The following is a 16,340-nucleotide window of genomic DNA, read 5'->3' on the forward strand; positions in this document are numbered from 1 at the left end:
CGTAGAATGGGTTAGCGCAGTGTAACCCATACAGAAGTTGGGTTTCCCTACTCCGCCCAACCTACACGATTCCTTGCTCTAAACGTCACGATTCAGCAGTGAATTCGTGTAGTGCCTGAATAATCTGTACGTTTGCTTTGGGAAAAGGAAATTGTTCGATTTCGGCTAGTGTTACCCAGCGGATTTCGTCACACTCAATCGGTTGGGGTTCGCCGCTCAGGTGGCGGCAGTGATGTACATTCAACGTGACGCGAAAGTGAGTGTAGGTGTGGTCGATAGTAATGAGGCGATCGCCCACTTCCACCTCAATTCCCAGCTCTTCCTGAATTTCTCGTTTAATGCAGGCTTCTACCGTTTCTTCTGGCTCAATTTTGCCACCAGGAAACTCCCAGAGTCCGCCGAGCAGCCCTTCTTGACGACGGCGATCAATCAAAATTTTGCCCTGATCATCCCAAATGACGGCGACGCCAATCTTTTTGTGGGGCAGGGGAGCGCGACTTTCAGAGAGAGGCAATTCGTTTTGCATGTTCAGATTGTGAGCCAAACAGGGTTCTTTCCAGGGACAGAGCAAACAGGCTGGATTTTTGGGTGTACAAACTGTTGCTCCCAAATCCATCAAAGCCTGGTTAAAGTCACGCGGCTGCTGTAAATCCAGCAGATCTGTAGATAGCTGCCATAGTAGCTTAAGCGCTTTACTGGGCGATCGGTCTAGTGCAATCAATCGAGCTAAAACTCGTTTGACATTACCATCCAAAATTGGAACGGGTTGGTTGAAAGCTGCGCTGAGAATACCTCCAGCAGTGGTGCGTCCAATTCCTGGGAGGGCGATCGCCTCTTCTAAATTTGGGGGAAACTGTCCGCCAAACTTTTCCACGACTTCCTGGGCTGCTTTGTGCAAATTTCGCGCACGAGCATAGTAGCCAAGCCCCTGCCAAACTTTCAAGACCTGCTGCTGGTCTGCCTGCGCTAGCGCCTCGACTGTAGGAAACTGCTCTATCCATCGCTGATAGTAGGGAATTACAGTTTTTACCTGAGTCTGTTGCAGCATGATTTCGGAAACCCAGATTTGGTAGGGGTCTCGGGTTTCCCGCCAGGGCAGACTGCGTCCAGAGGTGGCGTACCAGGTAAGGAGCGATCGTCGCAAACTCATCAACGGCAACTGCTGCAAAGTCTCCATAGCAGAACTCGACAGGTCTGCACTCAAGCCTGCCGAGTCTGGGTTAATATCTACAGATGAATTTTGATTTACCGAAGCCACCAGAATGACGCACCGCTAAATAAATTACCTGCTAACTATTCAGCGTCGGAAACTGCTTCGCTCGCTTGTAGAGACCGCTCAAACACCATCCGCTGCTCTGCGTTGCGGAGGAAGTAGCCGCTGACCATTGCCGAAGCCAGCAAACGTCCTAAATGCTCACGACTGGTTGTAATGGCAACACCAAAGTGCTCCGGTGGGAGGTTTCCCAACAGCCCCATGATGTTCCGTTCCATGACCTGAAAGACTTCAGAAGAACCTGGCTTAGAAAGCTGAGCAATCGTTTCTGGATTCATCGACTGGACATACTGCCAAAACTGGCTACCAGATTCAGCTTCGTTACCAAAAAACTCTGAGACTTGATTTGATGCGTTGTTCACGTTAGGAACCTCACTCAATCGGATTTATCACCTACACCTAATCTACCAATCCCCCCCTCAGGCATGAAGTGGGCGGAACCGAACTAGCAGTGGCGGATTTGCCTACCTAGGTCAGCTACCTGCTGGTGCAGCAGGGCTAGGAATCGGGGTGGCTGGAGGGCTAGCTGGGATGCGTGTAGTCGATGCGGTTGGTGGGGCGCATTCTCCTCGTTGAGCAGCAGTTAGTCCGTTTTGCGGTTGGACATGGGAGGCAATCGCCGCTTCCTGAATCCAGCCTTCTGCCCCAGGTTGAAGCAGCGGTGTAGCCGGTTCCGGTTCCGGTGCCGTTGGTTCAATCGGGACAGGCGATCGGTTGCCTGCATCGGGGCTAACTGTCGAACTAGATATTGGGCTTGCTGTCGGACTGTCAGCAGTACCCTCTTCAGAGGGCTGCCCAATCGAGCCTTCAGCCGTTGGGACAGAACAAACCCGCAGCCTTACCCATCGCTCTTGTCCAGACGCACCTTGCCGGCTCAAAACCTGAAGGACACTGCCTGAAGGAATCTCCCCGGTTGCAGTAGATGGTGGGGCAGGAAAGTCATCAGCGGTGCCACCCGGAGCGGCACTCCCAGGGTCAGCAGTAGAAGATGCAAGCTGAGGCAGCAGCACCAATGGCTCGTTGCCACTTAGAGAACCCGGTGAGGGCGATCGCTCCACTCGAATGTAAGAACCAACCTCCAGAGAGGCGATCGCTGCTGTAGTTTGCTCAGGAGACTCATCTGAAACAATTGTGGGTTCAGACGAGGGCTGAGCAGGTTCGGAATTTGGGCCTAGGCCAACCAAAGGAGCGATGCGGTTGCCAATCGACGGCACCAGTAGCGCCAGTAGCGTTCCCCCCAACCCTAACAGCACTAAGATCCCTAACAGCAACGGGAAGATGCTGGGACGCCGTCGCTTAGATGGTTCCAACACTTGAGTCTTCAGGGTTGAAGTGGTTGCATCAGATTGAGTTGGCTGAATCCGCGCTCCCCAACCTGTCTGCAGAACGGTTTTAGCAGGCATGGGTTGGCGTGGCGGCTGCACCGCTGACATCAATGCACCCGGAGCAATGTTTAACCCCTGCTCGCTCAGCCGACAGTACACTAGCCCAATTGTTACGTTGTCGTGTCCGTTGCGGGTGTTGGCAATCTCAACCAACTGCTGACTCACCGCAGCCAGGTCAAACTTACCGTCTAGCACCGGCAAAATAGTTGTATCCCAGCATTCCTCAACGCGATCGCCATCACTTAAGCCATCAGAACAGAGCAAGAAAATGCAGTCTTCATCCAACACAAACCGCTGCACTGTCGGATGCAGACTATTAGAAGACCCCATGCCCAAGGCCTGCACCAGCGAACCAGAACTCGGCTGCTGCAAAGCTTCCCGATAAAATCCGTAGCCCAGGCGCACTTCCCGTGAGGCAATGTCATCGTCCAAGGTGATTTGGTGACAGCCCCAGCGAGTAATCAGATAGGCGCGACTGTCACCTACGTGAGCAGTATAAAGTTCGTGGTTTCTAACCAAACTCATGACCAACGTTGTACCCATACGCTGGCGATCGAGCCGTTTTTCACTGTCGTTGCGCTGGCTGATCAGGTCATTCGCAGCACAGGCAGCTTTTTCAATTTCAACCGACAGAGCAGCAGGCGATAGGGATTCTGGGCGCAGCGGCTGCATTCGTTCCCAAATCGCCTCGATCGCCAGGTTCGAGGCGACGTCTCCCCCCTGATGTCCACCGATGCCGTCACAGACAATCACCAACGAAGAATCAGGAGCCGCTGTTCCAACAGTTAGGGTAATGGTCTTGAAGGTGCCACCGGGCGGGTAGCAGGCATCCTCGTTGCGCTGGCGGCTTGGTCCCTGGTCTGTGCGAGTCGCAACTTGAATTTGCCTCGACTGATGCTGTCCTGCCAGTGACAAGCCTTTATCTAGCCGATCAACAAGCTGTTCGCCGCTGCGAATAGTTCCTTGAATTAGATCTTGGCAGAGCTGCTGGAGGAAAGGGGCGATCGCTGCTTGAGCCGTCTCAGCCCATCCTGCCCAGAGATGACCCAATTGAGGCAACGTTGGCGGATTGCTTCCATGCTCGGGGTGTAGCTCTAGCAAGCGAATTAGGGGTCCTTCCATTCGCAGCAGATCAGGCTCCAGCAAACTGGTTCCAACCTGCTCTAGCGTTAAGGGTTGCCAGAGTTGAGCGATCTGCCACAGCCAATTGATTTGGCGCAACCCCGTTGCCTGTTGCCACACTTCGGTCAGGGCAGGTAACAAGGAGGGAATGGTTGCTTCAGTACCAGCCTGAGTAGAGAGAGGCGGCACAAACAGGGCTGCCTGTTCCAACAGCAGAATGTCTGCTCCAGACTGATCTGCCTGCACCAGCCCGTAGACCTGAGGAACGTGGAGCCGATAGGGGGAAAGTCGCAGATAAGCCGATATCGATTGAGGAATTTCCGTCGGAGCCTGGGAAACTATGCCCGGTTTTGCATCCAGGAAGATCCGAGGACTCTTACAGATATAACGATTTGCCAGCACCTCTCCAGGTTGATAGGCATCGGCATCGTGTCCCACTGCCCAGAGATAATGCCTCGGCAAAAAGGTACGGCATTTCTGGCAGAACCGATGACCCTCCGGATTGGGAGCCTGACAACTATAGTTGGGGCAATAGATTGTTGCTGTGGCGTTTTGCATGAAGCCAGGAATACAGCGGTCTTCTCAGGATATCTCAGACTTCCGCCAACAGACCATCTTACACGTGTTACACAAACGGGTATAACCAGGTTTGGCTTAATTCTTGCGAGCAGGATGTGCTATCAAAAATCAATTACATCCCTAGATAGACTCGTCAACAGACACTTTTGGTAAGCCCATGCTGTAGTTGCGGACGCGGCTTTTGAGGTTATAGGAAATCTTGCCTGCTTGCAGTAGCGATCGCACAAAATGCTCTAGATCAGAGCCAATTCGACGCAGATTGTAATCAGTCAGGTCTGCCCCGGCAGAAGCAGCAACTAACTCATCAAACTTGCGATAAACCTCCTGGATTGCCTCATCATTCCAGAGCAATTCGTTATCTGGGTCAACATCTAATGTCAGCTTATCCTCGCTGGGTAGAAGCTCATCGTTAGCAGTGTCAACTTCAGCCGTAAAGATGCGGATGTGCCGGGTAGTGGACTTAAGCAGCATAAGAAATTAGGGTGTTCACACGGATGCGGCAGGATTCTGATTCATTCTAAAGCGTCAACGGGGCGATCGCAGCCCTTTAACCCAATCTCTCTCATCACCATTTCTGAACTCTTCAATCAAAATCAGCAAATTTTGCAAACTTTGCTGAGCAGACCGAACAGATTTCTCCGTAGAATCCGCCTTCTCGAAGCAAAGAAAGCTACTTAAAATATCAAAATACGGGTCAACCTTTGCGGAAACTTCGTCATTCGCACTGTGTCTAACCCTGGTCAAAAATTACAGAAAATTAATACCTCATGTTTTTAAGCTGCCTGCTTCTGTTTGCGATCGCCTTCGGTTTTGGCCGCCTATTCATGCAAACTACCGAAGAAATTCCAGCCCTTGTTGTTGGAATGCTGGCAATCACTTTCCTTGTCGCAGGAATCATCATTGCCCCCACAGCTATTCAGGTCGGTTGCCTAGTCGTGGCTATAAGCTTAAAAAAATTCATGCTCAAACAGCAGGAAGCTTAGGGATTAGGAGTTGGGGTTTAGGGACTGGCGGACAGGTGGGAAGCCTTCATCCTTCATTCATTCCTACCCCAGTCTCCAACCTCTGCTCCGCAACCTTCAATCCCCATCCCCTTCATTCTTCTCCCCCCATCCCTATCTCTCGCCTTTAACAGTAGACTGGAAACGGCCGTGTTCGGTTTGCCAGCAGAGGGAGCGATCGCATGGGCAGCTACGAGTCTCAAAAGCGACAGAGGCTTAATATGGGTGCCGTATTCAGAAACCTGTCCTTGATGGCGACGGGTGGCACCGTTTTGCTGGCGTTATTTACGGTCGTGGGCGTTTGGCGTAGTGGCGAACGATTTTTTGAGAATGTGCAGGCAATGTTTACCGCACCGCAACCCCCTCCCCAAGTAGACGTGCGATCGCTCGTCGTGCAACAAGTGCGCGGAGTTAGCGAGTTGACCACGGCAATTTTTGCGATGGAGGCGGTTGTACCTGCGAGTCGCGATCGCACCCTTGGTGGCTACACAATCGGCAAGACGACTCTGCTTTACATCGCTTACGGAGAAGTTCGGGCTGGAGTTGACCTGGCTGAGCTAGACGAAAATGATATTCAGGTTACGGGTGACGCTATTCGCCTGCAGTTGCCATCACCCGAAATTCTGGACAGCAAAATTGATGTAAACCGCTCGAAAGTCTATGACTATGACCGAGGCTTTTTGGGTTTAGGTCCGGATGCTGCCCCTGATCTTCAGCAGCTTGCCCAGCAGGAAACGCTGCAAAAGGTAATAGAAGCGGCTTGCGCTCAAGGCATTCTTGAAGAAGCCAACGTCAAAGCAGAATTAGCGGTTAGTCAACTGCTGACCACCGCAGGCTATGCCAACTCTTCTGTTGAAACCCAAGCGCCCGCTGCTGATGCTTGTGCAAAGCAGTAATTTTCTGCTCAAACACGGTGCTAATGCTGCGCTTTTAAGATGTTTGAAGCCATGTTGCAAAACCGTATTTTTACCTGAAAGTTGAGATAAGTTTTAGGTGAGGCTTGAAGCGGACGTGAGACGGGTGGGTGAGGGCGATCGCCATTAGTTAAAAGCGCTTTGGTTGAGTTACGTATCGCTTGAGCCGTCTTCCAACCCACGGGCTGTCTCAAGGAGATGTTATGAGCTTCAAAAGAATTTTGGTTGCTGTTGATCACGCTGCACTGAGCCAACCAGTATTTGAGCAAGCGCTGGAGTTGGCTCAAACTAATCGGTCCAAGCTACTGCTGTGTCATTGCCTGACAGCAGATGTTGTGACCACATCCCCCACTTTTGCGGCCGGTGAATTGGGTTTGTCGGCTCATTTTGTCAGCCAAACTCATCAGGCACAATACACGTATCTAGAGCAACAGATCGAGGCAGCAAAGGCGTTACTCAGTCACTACGGTGAAACTGCTACTCGCCAAGGCATTGCGACTGAAATCAACTACCGAGTCGCCGATCCGGGGCAGGGGCTGTGCGAAATCGCAAAAAACTGGAATGCTGACCTGATAGTAGTTGGACGACGAGGACGAAAAGGGCTGACAGAGGCAATTTTAGGCAGCGTCAGTAACTACGTGCTGCACCATGCTCCCTGTGCGGTGCTGATCATTCAAGCTCCAACTGCTCAAGCTTCTCTGACTGAAATGCGAGTGGAAGGGAGCGATCGCCAACCGGCATAAATTCAATCACCTGATCAACGCTAGTTTTGACCGTATCGCAAATCGAGTCTAGCGGCAGATCATTTGCATCACACCCAAACGGGTTTTCAATGTCATCGCCAATCTGATCTACCCCAAATAGAATGAAGCTGACAATCACTAGACTGATGCCAGTTAGCCAGCCGATATCGTCAACCAAGTGAAACGGCAAACCCACACAGTAGATTAAAATTAAGCGCTTTAAATAAATTGCATAGGCGATCGGAATGGGGGTTCGTAGAATCCGTTCGCAACTGGTCAGCCCTTCAACCATATTGCTGAGCATTCCGTTAAGTGCCACCAGCCGCATCGAATCCAGATGATTATGCTGAAACTGCTTCTGAAGATAATCACCCAGCCACAGAGTAATTTCTAATGGAGAATTGCTAGAGCCCTCTAGCACTAGATTTTGTATTTCAGCAATGAGGTCGGAGACTTCATGACCGACCGACTCTTGCCGAAGATGATGTTTCGTCGTCAGGGCAAACGTCGCTAATAGACGCAGTGCCATTTGTTTTTCTGTTTCGTCGGCTGGCTCTGGGGCGGCGATCCCCAATTTAATTTCTCTAGCTAAGTTCCGAATGTTAAAAACCAACTGTCCCCAAGCTTTGCGTCCTTCCCAGTAACGGTCGTAGGCTGAATTGGTGCGAAAGACCAGCAGCAAACCCAGTACTAGATTAAAAACGACATTGGTGGTCAAGTCTCCCAGTACTTTCAGTGAAAGCAGGGGGTAGAAGTAGTGCAGAAGTGAAACAAGTAAGCCAAACATCCCAAATAGCAGCGAACGCGGCAGCACCGTCAGTGCTACTGAGCCTTTCAAGCGGAACGCTTGGGCAAACCAGTTGAGGGTCATAGAAGGTTACAAGACAAGCAATGCTTCATTCCTTCAACCTACCGTATAACAGTGTTTCAAATCTGACCCCTGCTGATTGAGCAGATATAGCGATAGAGTAGATCTGCTATCTTCTCGGATTTTGCATGAGTGGTTCATTTGAAGGCGATCGATCTGACCCAATTCGGAAACAGGGATCTTCACCTGAATCTTCCTCTGATCCGAAAAGCGATCCCGCCTTTGAATCAGACAAATCTGCTCAAGCTAAAGCTGAAGAAAAATTTTTAGACGATCCCTTCGCAGTGGTGGCTGATTCAGCAAAAGATCAGCAGACAGGACAGCCTGAATTGGTCGTTCCCGAAGTCAAGGCTGCTTTACCGCCTCTTGCGATGGTAGAGACAGCGTTTCTTGCTAGCACGGCTAGCTTGCTCTGGCTCGTCAGCTATTACCTTAGTATTGGTGCCTGGATGCGGATTTTATTTCCCGCTCCAATTGCCTTAGTCTACCTGCGCTGGGGTCACCGAGCTGCTTGGATGTCAGCGCTAGTAACAGGTTTGCTGTTATCCGTGCTGATGGGTCCCTACCTGAGCCTGTTATTTTTCGTCCCTTATGGGCTGTTGGGCGTACAACTTGGGGCATTGTGGAAACGACAGGCTGGCTGGACGATGTCAATCGGCACTGGAACGCTAATTTCTACCTTTGGCTTTTTCTTCCGAATTTGGCTATTGTCGACCTTTTTGGGTGAAGACCTCTGGATCTACTTAACCAACCGCATTACAGATTTTACTGAATGGATCTTAACCAAGCTAGTCGATTGGGGGCTGCTTGGAATTAGCGCCTTGGGGCAACCAGATCTGACGGTGATTCAGCTTGTGACGATTGGGGCAATCATCTGTAGTGATCTGGTTTACCTGTTCACGGTTCATTTGGCGGCATGGCTCCTCTTGGAGCGGTTAGGCAACCCAATTCCAGAGCCTCCAAGCTGGGTGCAGGTGTTGCTGGAAGAGGAAGGATAAAGGATGAGGGATGAAGAATGATTCGGGTTTACTCCCAGCTTGAGTGGGGGCGGGAGTGGCTGCAACAGTTTGAGGGGCGATCGCCTCTCTTTGCTTGCGTGCTGGGCTTTACAGAAACGGGATTGATCCCTGGGATTTCAGCAGCGGGGGCGACTCCGGCAGATCGGGAATATACGGCGATCGCAGACGCTGAGTTTCTCTACAACGGTCCTCAACCTGCTCCTCAACACCCACTGCCACCGCTACATGCAGGTGCTTCTCCCGTTCTGATCTCTCGTGCTGTTGTCGCAGCCCAAAACGTACCCCTATACCTGTTTAATGCTGGGTTGCCGCACCTGCCTTCAGTTCCCTGTATTGATCTAGGAGGAACTCCAGCTCGCTGTTTAACCCAAGGGAAAGCGTTAGATCACGCAACCGTGCAGCACTTGCTGCAGCAAGGACTAATTTGGGGTGAAAAGTTGGCAGCGCAAAACCCCCAAGGATATCTAATCTTGGGAGAATGTGTGGTTGGAGGAACAACCACGGCTCTATCTGTGCTGACAGCTCTGGGTTGGGATGCTGCGGGTAAAGTCAACAGCAGTCACCCAACCTGCAATCATGACCAAAAGCTAGCAGTTGTCACGGCTGGGCTAGCTCAATCAGGTTTTCTTCGAGAGGCGCATCGGTTAGATAACTCTCCTGATCCCCTGGCTGTCGTAGCGGCAGTGGGCGATCCGATGCAGGTGGTGGTGGCAGGCATGGCAATTGCAGCCAGCCGCACCTGTGGCGTTTTACTGGCAGGCGGCACTCAAATGCTGGCAGTTTACACGTTAGCAGAAGCCATTAGCCAAACGCGTACTCATCCCTGGAACCCTCAACAAGTTGTAGTGGGTACAACACGCTGGGTGGCTGAAGACCCAACTGGCGACACCGTGGAATTGGCAAAACTTCTAAATGCACCCCTGATGGCGACACAGCTTAATTTTGCGAATTCTCGGTATGCTCAACTGCGGGCCTATGAGCAGGGGTATGTCAAAGAAGGCGTTGGCGCAGGCGGATGTGCAATCGCCGCTCACCTCTACCAGCAATGGAATCAAGTTAGGCTGATGCAAGCGATCGAGGCTTTAGCAGAACGTCTCGAATGCGTTCAAAGTGAGTGAGTATTCAGATTGAGTATTCAGAGTTAGTGAATACGCTGAGACAGCAATTGCTCTTCTAATGCCGCAATCCGGTTGTAGGCTGCGGTCAATTGAGCCGTTAGACGCTGAATTTGAATCTCTGGAGCGAGGGCGCGATCGCCTGTTTGGCTGTCAGATTCGGGGTAATTAGAGTCGACCAGCACATCTTTGTGTTCCATTGAGCTATCCACCGTCCGACTACGTTGGTAATAGCTGCGCCCTATGCTAATTCCAGATGCAGCCAGGAAGCTGCTATCTGATGTCGTTTTTGTGTCAGACAGAGCTGTTGAAATTTTGTTGCCGAGCTGCTCAATAGTCTGGTGCAGTGCGTCAACTTTCAAACTTAAGCCCGTAACTTGTTCCTGAAGGGAATCCATGCAATGCCCCATTTTTTGAATTGCTTACAGTCCATACTAAAAAAGCATTGGGCATATCCAGGTTTATTCCTGAATCATTTAACGTTTAGCCCACGCTTGGGATGAAGAAATTAGAAGTCAGCCGTCGGAGTACCATTTGGGTTTTTCAGAAAGCTGTTGCAAAGAATCTAAGTATTCCTAACTAGGAAGTAACTTGAAAACCCTAAATTTCATCTTCATCAGATTACTCATCTATCTTACCTGCATGATTGCTAAAATCCGTCTTCTTTACGAAAGAACATAAATACTGAAGTGCCGTCCAGATATTGGTTTCAGGTCATCGCTAAGTATAGAAAATAAAAGTTTTAAATTGAAATACTTGGATTCTAAAAATAGCCGTCGAAAATATCTGTAAAACTGCTATTTTTGACCGTTTAGTCGAGTTATTTCGATCTGCTATGAAGTTGTTAATCGCGCGTAAAGCAATCTACATCAACAATTTATTGCCGCTCAAAATTATTCCAACAGAGTCATCCTTTCTAGAGGAAGAAGTATCGGTGAGTCTGAAGGCACTGTTTTTGCCCAATACCTACTTGCAGTCCGTGCCACTGCCGTTCCTTTTGCCGCCTAGATCGAGGTTGCGCCTGACAGTGAACTGGTTCAGGGCTATTACTGGCGAGACAAGGGCTATCCTGAAACAGGGGCGATCGCCAGACGTTTTGAACAACGCTAACGGTGATTGACCCGATTGGCTTTGGCGTAGAACGCAAACAGTAGAAAAAACAGTAGGAACAGGAAGGCATGATCAAGCGGCGATCGCTTTTGGCAGGCGCAGGGGCACTGGCACTCGCTCAACTCCTGGCAGGATGCAATAGTCGCAGCAATGCGGCCCTGCGGGTGCGGTTGCTCGATGGCTCCGTTCCGGTGCAACTGTTGCGAGCCTTTCAGCGTGACCTGGAGCAACAGCTTGCTCTAGATTTTTTGCCTCAGCCCCAACTTTCTGACTTATACGATCTGCTGCAAACCTGGAAGCAAGCTGAAGCCGAACCCGTTCGCTCAGGCTGGAGGGAAAGAATCCCTTTCCTCAACTCAAACCGCCAACCTGAAAACGTGGCGGATCTAGTGACTTTGGGAGATTACTGGTTAGCTTCGGCAATTCGACAGGAGCTAATTCAGCCGCTTGAGTTGGAGACTTTGCCGGAATGGGAAAAGCTGCCGGATCGCTGGCAGGCACTCGTTCGACGCGATCGCCAGGGACAGCTTAACCCTGAAGGAGAACTTTGGGCTGCTCCCTATCGCTGGGGCAGTGCTGTAATTGCCTATCGGATTGAGGAATTTGAGGAACTGGGCTGGACACCTACCGACTGGCAAGACCTGTGGCGACCAGAGCTAAAAGGACATGTGTCACTGCTGGATAGCCCTACAGCCGTGATCGGAGTGACCTCTAAGAAGTTAGGACAGTCCTTCAACCCAACGGATTTGGGTGAAGAACTGCAAGCTGAACTGCAAGCGCTCCACCAGCAGACCAAGTTTTACAGTTCTGACAACTATCTACAACCGCTGTTGCTAGGAGACACCTGGATAGCGCTGGGCTGGTCTACGGATGTGTTGCCTGTGCTGGAGCGCGATCGCCGTATTGCTGCCATCGTGCCAGAATCGGGCACCATTCTCACTGCTGATGCCTGGGTGCGTCCCGCAGCAGCAAAACCTGTTACCCGCACAGGGGATGAACTTACGCTGGTCGAGCAATGGATTAACTTTTGCTGGCAGCGCCAAAATGCAGTCAATCTCTCGCTGCTAGGTACAGCCGCTTCCCCAGTGTTGACCGCACTAAATCGCACCGATCTGCCTGCTCCGATTCAGCAGAATAGTGTGTTGTTACCCTCTACCGAGGTGCTGGAGCGCAGCGAGTTTCTTGAACCGCTGTCAGAGGGGGCGATCGCTCAATACCATCGCCTTTGGACAGAAGTGAGAGGGAAGGTTGAGGGATAAGGGAATGCAGGATGAGGAGATACTTCCCTTAGCCCCCAGTCCCTAACCTCTCCATCCCATCAGCCATAATTGAACCAATCGAATTAAACAAAACTGCTATGGCTGAATACCGCAAAATTGAGTACCGCATTGGCAAGGACGGCAAGATTGTTGAAACTGTACTCAATGCCTCTGGTGCAGGCTGCACTGAGACGACTTCAGCGATAGAGCAAGCATTAGGCGAAGTGGAATCTCAAGAACTTTTGCCGCAGTACTACGAGACTGAAGTCGATCTTGAAACAGATGAAACTCAATCTCTAACTCAAATGTAGGTTGGGCGAAGCAAAGTGCAACCCAACGAAAGGCCTTTGGCAATTGCAAGTGTTGGGTTTCGCTGCGCTTCACCCAACCTACTAGTTAGCTTTTGAGCCTTAGAGTTTGTTTGAGTACTTCACGATTGAGCTTGAAGCACATTATGGGAGATGATTCTAGCCTTGTAGGATTTGGCTATGTCCTAACGTTAAGTACTATTGCGTTGGTTCTGGGCTTTGTTGGGTCGAGGAAACAACTTGCAAAGAACAATGCTCAGAGACAGGAAATTGCTACCCCTGCTCCTCCTGCTCACACTCAGGAAATGGCAGATGAAATGGCTGCATTGCAGCAGCAATGTTTGCGACTGAGAGAACAACTTCAGCAGCAGAAAACTCAACTCACAGCAGACTTTCAGGAGGCGACGTTTGAGCAAATTCAAACGCTGCTAACGAACTACCCCAGCGCTCAAAAAATGGCTCAAGCAAAGCCCGATCTGCCTGCCAAAAACTTGATTGCACTGTTCATACCATTAGAAAATTTGCTGCAAGGTTGGGGTGTTGAGTTGATTGGTTCTGCTTGGGAGCAGGTTGCTTATGATCCCCAGATTCACCAGCCCGATGAGGATGACGTTACGGTCGGGGAACAGGTTTACGTTCGATTTGTGGGCTATCGGCAGGGCGATCGCATTCTCTGTCCCGCAAAAGTCAGCCGTACATTGCCAGGAGGGGCACAGTGATTGCGATCGCGGTTGATTTTGGTACCAGCAATACGGTCGTCAGTATCCTAGAGCCAGATACGCAAACGCCTAAATCCCTTAGATTCAGCGGCATTTCCCGATTGTTTCGCTTAAGAACGTCCAAAGGGGATCAAGAAATTCCGGTTGTGCCGACGCTGGTATTCGTCAAATCTCAGGAACAGTGGGTGGTTGGCGAACAGGTGCGATCGCAACGCTTGGGACTGACCCAACCCGGTCGCCTGTTCAAAGCCTTTAAGCGCGATCTTGCCGCTGACTTTCAGCCGCCACCCCGCCAGATTGATGGGGTAAGCTATTCAGCTACCGCAGTATCCGAGCAGTTCTTACAGCAGATCTGGCAGCAGATTCTGCACCAAATTCAGCCTGATCAGGTCATTTTTACCGTTCCGGTTGGAGCCTTTGAGCGCTATCTGGGCTGGTTTCGTGAAGTCGGGTCACGCTTGGGTGCAGCTGAAGTGCATCTAGTAGATGAATCGACCGCTGCGGCGCTAGGTTATGCGGTGCAGCGCCCCGGTTCGCTGGTGCTGGTCATTGACTTTGGGGGCGGTACGCTTGACCTGAGTTTAGTTCGCACGGCAGCAACCCAGGGAGATGCGATCGCAGGCAAAGAACAGGCAGCTATTCGGGCGGAGGTGCTGGCAAAATCGGATGCTTATGTGGGTGGTGAGGACATTGACCAGTGGATTGTGGAAGATTACCTGCGTCAAGTTGGCTCGTCGCGACAATTAATCGGGGAAGTTGGCTGGCAGAATTTGCTGGCGATCGCCGAACGCCTAAAAATTCGCCTATCTGGAACCGAAGTCGCTAAAGAAAGCTGGCTCGACGAGGAAAGTTTTACGTCCTACGAGCTACAGCTTAGCCGCAGCCAGCTTGAGGAAATTTTAGAAGTCCGTCAGTTTCTAGAACAGTTGCGGCAGGCACTCGACGAAACGCTGGCGATCGCCCTTAGCAAAGGTATTGCCAAATCAGACATCGAGCAAGTGCTGCTGGTCGGCGGCAGTTGCCTGATTCCGGCAGTGCAGCAACTGATCGTTTCCTACTTTGGGCGGCAGCGGGTCAAAATGGACAAACCCTTTGAAGCCGTTGCCCATGGCGCTTTGGCGCTCAGCCAACTGTCCAGCATAGAGGACTATCTGCGTCACAGCTATGCCATTCGCCTCTGGGAACCTTACAGCAAAACCTATTCCTACTTTTCGCTGTTTGCTCAGGGGGCAAAATATCCCTGTCAGCGCCCAGAACCTCTCACGCTTCAGGTGGCTATTGATGGACAGCGAGAAATTCGTCTGGATATTGGCGAAGTGGCAGAAGTCGCCCAAGCAGAAGTTGCCTACGATGCTCAAGGCAGAATGACTAGTGCTCCTCTCCGTAAACAGGAAACCTATCGCTCGCTCGACACTCAGCACGACCAGGTTTGCGTTGCTCACCTTAACCCACCCGGACAAGTGGGCATCGATCGCGTATCAGTTCAATTTGAAGTGAATGAACAGCGGGTATTGGTCGCAACAGTGGAAGATTTGCTGACGGGTAAGGTGTTGGTCAATAAGGGAGCGATCGCCAAATTGCAATAGCTGAATAACAGCCCCTAAAGTACTCATACCAAATCCGTCTGTGGAGTAGCGGTATCGGTATGGGCGTAGCATTCGGCAAAAGAACTGTGCTTCAGTGGCAGGAATTGTGACTGAATGCTTCGCCCGCACACCAAAGAGTGCTTCTTTACGAAATGAATTCCGTATCAGTCATAACTTTGCAGTGATTTGCAGCGATTCGCGGTAATTCTATAGTGCTCCTCAGTCATTGCGCAATGCTCCTGGATAGTTCCGCACTGCTTCTCAGTCATTGCGCAATGCTCCTGAATAGTTCCGCACTGCTTCTCTGCCATTCCGCACTGCTCCTCCGTGATTCTGTAGCGCTTCTCAATAATTCCGCAGCGCTCCTCAAGAATTTTGAGGTGGAGAGCAATTGAACTGCGGTGAGCAGCAGTTGTGGATTGAGCGTTAATTGCCTCAAATCTACATATCTTCTGACTTTCTCAAAGTACCAAAGCTAACTTTTTCAGGCTGCCGAACCTGAGTTAGCTAAATAGAGTGTTCTTAGGTGAGTGCAACAGAGAAATGTTAGCTCGTCTGTAGTTCATTCACCCGTTTTTTCTATTGAACGAGTGCCCTATGAAAGACAACAACAACTCGCCTCGTTTGCTCCAGCCCATCAGTACAGTTCTTCTGATTGTAGGCACTCTCCTGCTTCAAGAACTGAATAGAAGCGCTTTATTGCTAACGGAATTCACCTCACCAGTAGTGCAGCATTCTACACCGCAGCCCATTCTACTGCCACAACCTAATGCAGCACCTCAATCAATTTTGCAAAGAGTACAGCAAGAATTATCACAACAGCTCAATATCGATCGCAGCGAGGTGCGAATTGTCAGAATTGAGCCAACTACGTGGGCAGATGATTGTCTTGGCCTACCCGTCTCAGGAGAATCTTGCACTCAGGAGCTAACTCAGGGCTGGCGCATTACTGCATCAGCCAACGATCAAACTTGGGAATATCGCGCAAACGCTGATGCCTCGCAAGTGAAGTTTGAATACTCCACAACAGAGTTTAGCCGTTTTTTGCAAACCGCTCTTGATCGAGTCCTTCACGCTACTGCACGACAATCTAACATTCCAGTTGGGCAACTGCGCGCTACCCAAATCGAAGAACAGGAATGGGATGGCTGTATGGGCATTGATGAACTAGAAGAGACTGGTGGATGTGCTTTGATTGGAATTACAGGCTGGCGCGTCGTTGTCACGGACGGCGGACAGCGTTGGGTTTATCACATTGATGCCAGTGCAAGAATAATGGCTTTCAACGCGAGGGAAAGCCAGGTGAATCAGTACCATCTGCCATAGCGCTATGTACCCG

At 50.8% G+C, this 16,340-nt stretch carries 18 protein-coding genes; 11 read left to right on the forward strand and 7 right to left on the reverse strand.

Annotated features, from left to right (window positions below):
- Window positions 1-85 precede the first annotated feature (85 nt).
- From mutY to ndhM, 4 genes are all read right to left on the reverse strand, one after another.
- Window positions 86-1,258 (reverse strand): A/G-specific adenine glycosylase, encoded by a 1,173-nt coding sequence (gene mutY, locus H6F93_RS04645; protein ID WP_524537894.1) that lies wholly within the window; start codon window positions 1,256-1,258, stop codon window positions 86-88.
- 35 nt (window positions 1,259-1,293) lie between these two features.
- Entirely contained in the window at window positions 1,294-1,635 is a 342-nt protein-coding gene (locus H6F93_RS04650; RefSeq protein ID WP_190679504.1) for a DUF760 domain-containing protein, read from the reverse strand.
- 111 nt (window positions 1,636-1,746) lie between these two features.
- A complete protein-coding gene (locus H6F93_RS04655; protein ID WP_190679505.1) occupies window positions 1,747-4,338 on the reverse strand; it encodes a protein phosphatase 2C domain-containing protein in 2,592 nt (863 codons plus the stop codon).
- A gap of 141 nt (window positions 4,339-4,479) precedes the next feature.
- Complete coding sequence (gene ndhM / locus H6F93_RS04660) at window positions 4,480-4,830, reverse strand: NAD(P)H-quinone oxidoreductase subunit M (RefSeq protein ID WP_190679506.1); 351 nt, start codon at window positions 4,828-4,830, stop codon at window positions 4,480-4,482.
- Window positions 4,831-5,126: 296 nt separating this feature from the next.
- Between ndhM and H6F93_RS04665 the strand changes: the two genes are divergently transcribed.
- Together H6F93_RS04665 and H6F93_RS04670 are read left to right on the forward strand one after the other, a co-directional pair.
- Window positions 5,127-5,342, forward strand: a complete 216-nt coding sequence (locus tag H6F93_RS04665; RefSeq protein WP_190679507.1) for a hypothetical protein — start codon at window positions 5,127-5,129, stop codon at window positions 5,340-5,342.
- Between the two features lie 200 nt (window positions 5,343-5,542).
- Window positions 5,543-6,256, forward strand: a complete 714-nt coding sequence (locus tag H6F93_RS04670; protein ID WP_190646448.1) for a DUF4230 domain-containing protein — start codon at window positions 5,543-5,545, stop codon at window positions 6,254-6,256.
- A 20-nt stretch (window positions 6,257-6,276) separates the two neighbouring features.
- Here H6F93_RS04670 and H6F93_RS04675 read toward each other — a convergent pair whose 3' ends face one another.
- Window positions 6,277-6,456: a hypothetical protein gene (locus H6F93_RS04675; RefSeq protein WP_190646449.1), complete on the reverse strand. Its 180-nt coding sequence runs from the start codon at window positions 6,454-6,456 to the stop codon at window positions 6,277-6,279.
- A 21-nt stretch (window positions 6,457-6,477) separates the two neighbouring features.
- Between H6F93_RS04675 and H6F93_RS04680 the strand changes: the two genes are divergently transcribed.
- Window positions 6,478-7,017 carry a universal stress protein gene (locus H6F93_RS04680; protein WP_190679508.1) on the forward strand — a complete coding sequence of 180 codons (540 nt, stop codon included), beginning with the start codon at window positions 6,478-6,480 and terminating at the stop codon, window positions 7,015-7,017.
- Here the strand turns inward: H6F93_RS04680 and H6F93_RS04685 are convergent.
- Window positions 6,944-7,888: a bestrophin family protein gene (locus H6F93_RS04685; RefSeq protein WP_190679509.1), complete on the reverse strand. Its 945-nt coding sequence runs from the start codon at window positions 7,886-7,888 to the stop codon at window positions 6,944-6,946. The two genes, H6F93_RS04680 and H6F93_RS04685, sit on opposite strands and share 74 nt — an antisense overlap.
- 125 nt (window positions 7,889-8,013) lie before the next feature.
- On the opposite strand from H6F93_RS04685, the gene H6F93_RS04690 reads away from it, so the two are divergent.
- Together H6F93_RS04690 and cobT are read left to right on the forward strand one after the other, a co-directional pair.
- Window positions 8,014-8,883: a DUF2232 domain-containing protein gene (locus H6F93_RS04690; protein ID WP_190679510.1), complete on the forward strand. Its 870-nt coding sequence runs from the start codon at window positions 8,014-8,016 to the stop codon at window positions 8,881-8,883.
- A gap of 17 nt (window positions 8,884-8,900) precedes the next feature.
- The gene (gene cobT / locus H6F93_RS04695) at window positions 8,901-10,022 is read left to right on the forward strand and encodes a nicotinate mononucleotide-dependent phosphoribosyltransferase CobT (protein ID WP_190679511.1); all 1,122 of its coding nucleotides are present in this window, start codon (window positions 8,901-8,903) and stop codon (window positions 10,020-10,022) included.
- 23 nt (window positions 10,023-10,045) lie between these two features.
- Here the strand turns inward: cobT and H6F93_RS04700 are convergent, their stop codons facing one another.
- The gene (locus H6F93_RS04700) at window positions 10,046-10,417 is read right to left on the reverse strand and encodes a hypothetical protein (RefSeq protein WP_190646454.1); all 372 of its coding nucleotides are present in this window, start codon (window positions 10,415-10,417) and stop codon (window positions 10,046-10,048) included.
- 437 nt (window positions 10,418-10,854) lie between these two features.
- On the opposite strand from H6F93_RS04700, the gene H6F93_RS04705 reads away from it, so the two are divergent.
- From H6F93_RS04705 to H6F93_RS04730, 6 genes are all read left to right on the forward strand, one after another.
- Window positions 10,855-11,139: a hypothetical protein gene (locus H6F93_RS04705; RefSeq protein ID WP_190679512.1), complete on the forward strand. Its 285-nt coding sequence runs from the start codon at window positions 10,855-10,857 to the stop codon at window positions 11,137-11,139.
- A gap of 58 nt (window positions 11,140-11,197) precedes the next feature.
- The gene (locus tag H6F93_RS04710; RefSeq protein WP_199313477.1) at window positions 11,198-12,388 is read left to right on the forward strand and encodes an extracellular solute-binding protein; all 1,191 of its coding nucleotides are present in this window, start codon (window positions 11,198-11,200) and stop codon (window positions 12,386-12,388) included.
- A gap of 98 nt (window positions 12,389-12,486) precedes the next feature.
- Window positions 12,487-12,699: a DUF2997 domain-containing protein gene (locus tag H6F93_RS04715; protein WP_190679513.1), complete on the forward strand. Its 213-nt coding sequence runs from the start codon at window positions 12,487-12,489 to the stop codon at window positions 12,697-12,699.
- 143 nt (window positions 12,700-12,842) lie between these two features.
- Window positions 12,843-13,415, forward strand: coding sequence for a nucleotide exchange factor GrpE (locus H6F93_RS04720; protein ID WP_190679514.1), 573 nt, complete (start codon window positions 12,843-12,845; stop codon window positions 13,413-13,415).
- Complete coding sequence (locus H6F93_RS04725; RefSeq protein ID WP_190679515.1) at window positions 13,412-15,001, forward strand: Hsp70 family protein; 1,590 nt, start codon at window positions 13,412-13,414, stop codon at window positions 14,999-15,001. The genes H6F93_RS04720 and H6F93_RS04725 overlap by 4 nt, the downstream gene beginning before the upstream one ends.
- Window positions 15,002-15,598: 597 nt before the next feature.
- Window positions 15,599-16,327, forward strand: a complete 729-nt coding sequence (locus tag H6F93_RS04730) for a DUF8738 domain-containing protein (RefSeq protein ID WP_190679516.1) — start codon at window positions 15,599-15,601, stop codon at window positions 16,325-16,327.
- The last annotated feature ends 13 nt before the right edge of the window (window positions 16,328-16,340 follow it).

It is taken from the genome of Leptolyngbya sp. FACHB-671 (assembly GCF_014695745.1).
Lineage (GTDB): Bacteria > Cyanobacteriota > Cyanobacteriia > Elainellales > Elainellaceae > JAAUTN01.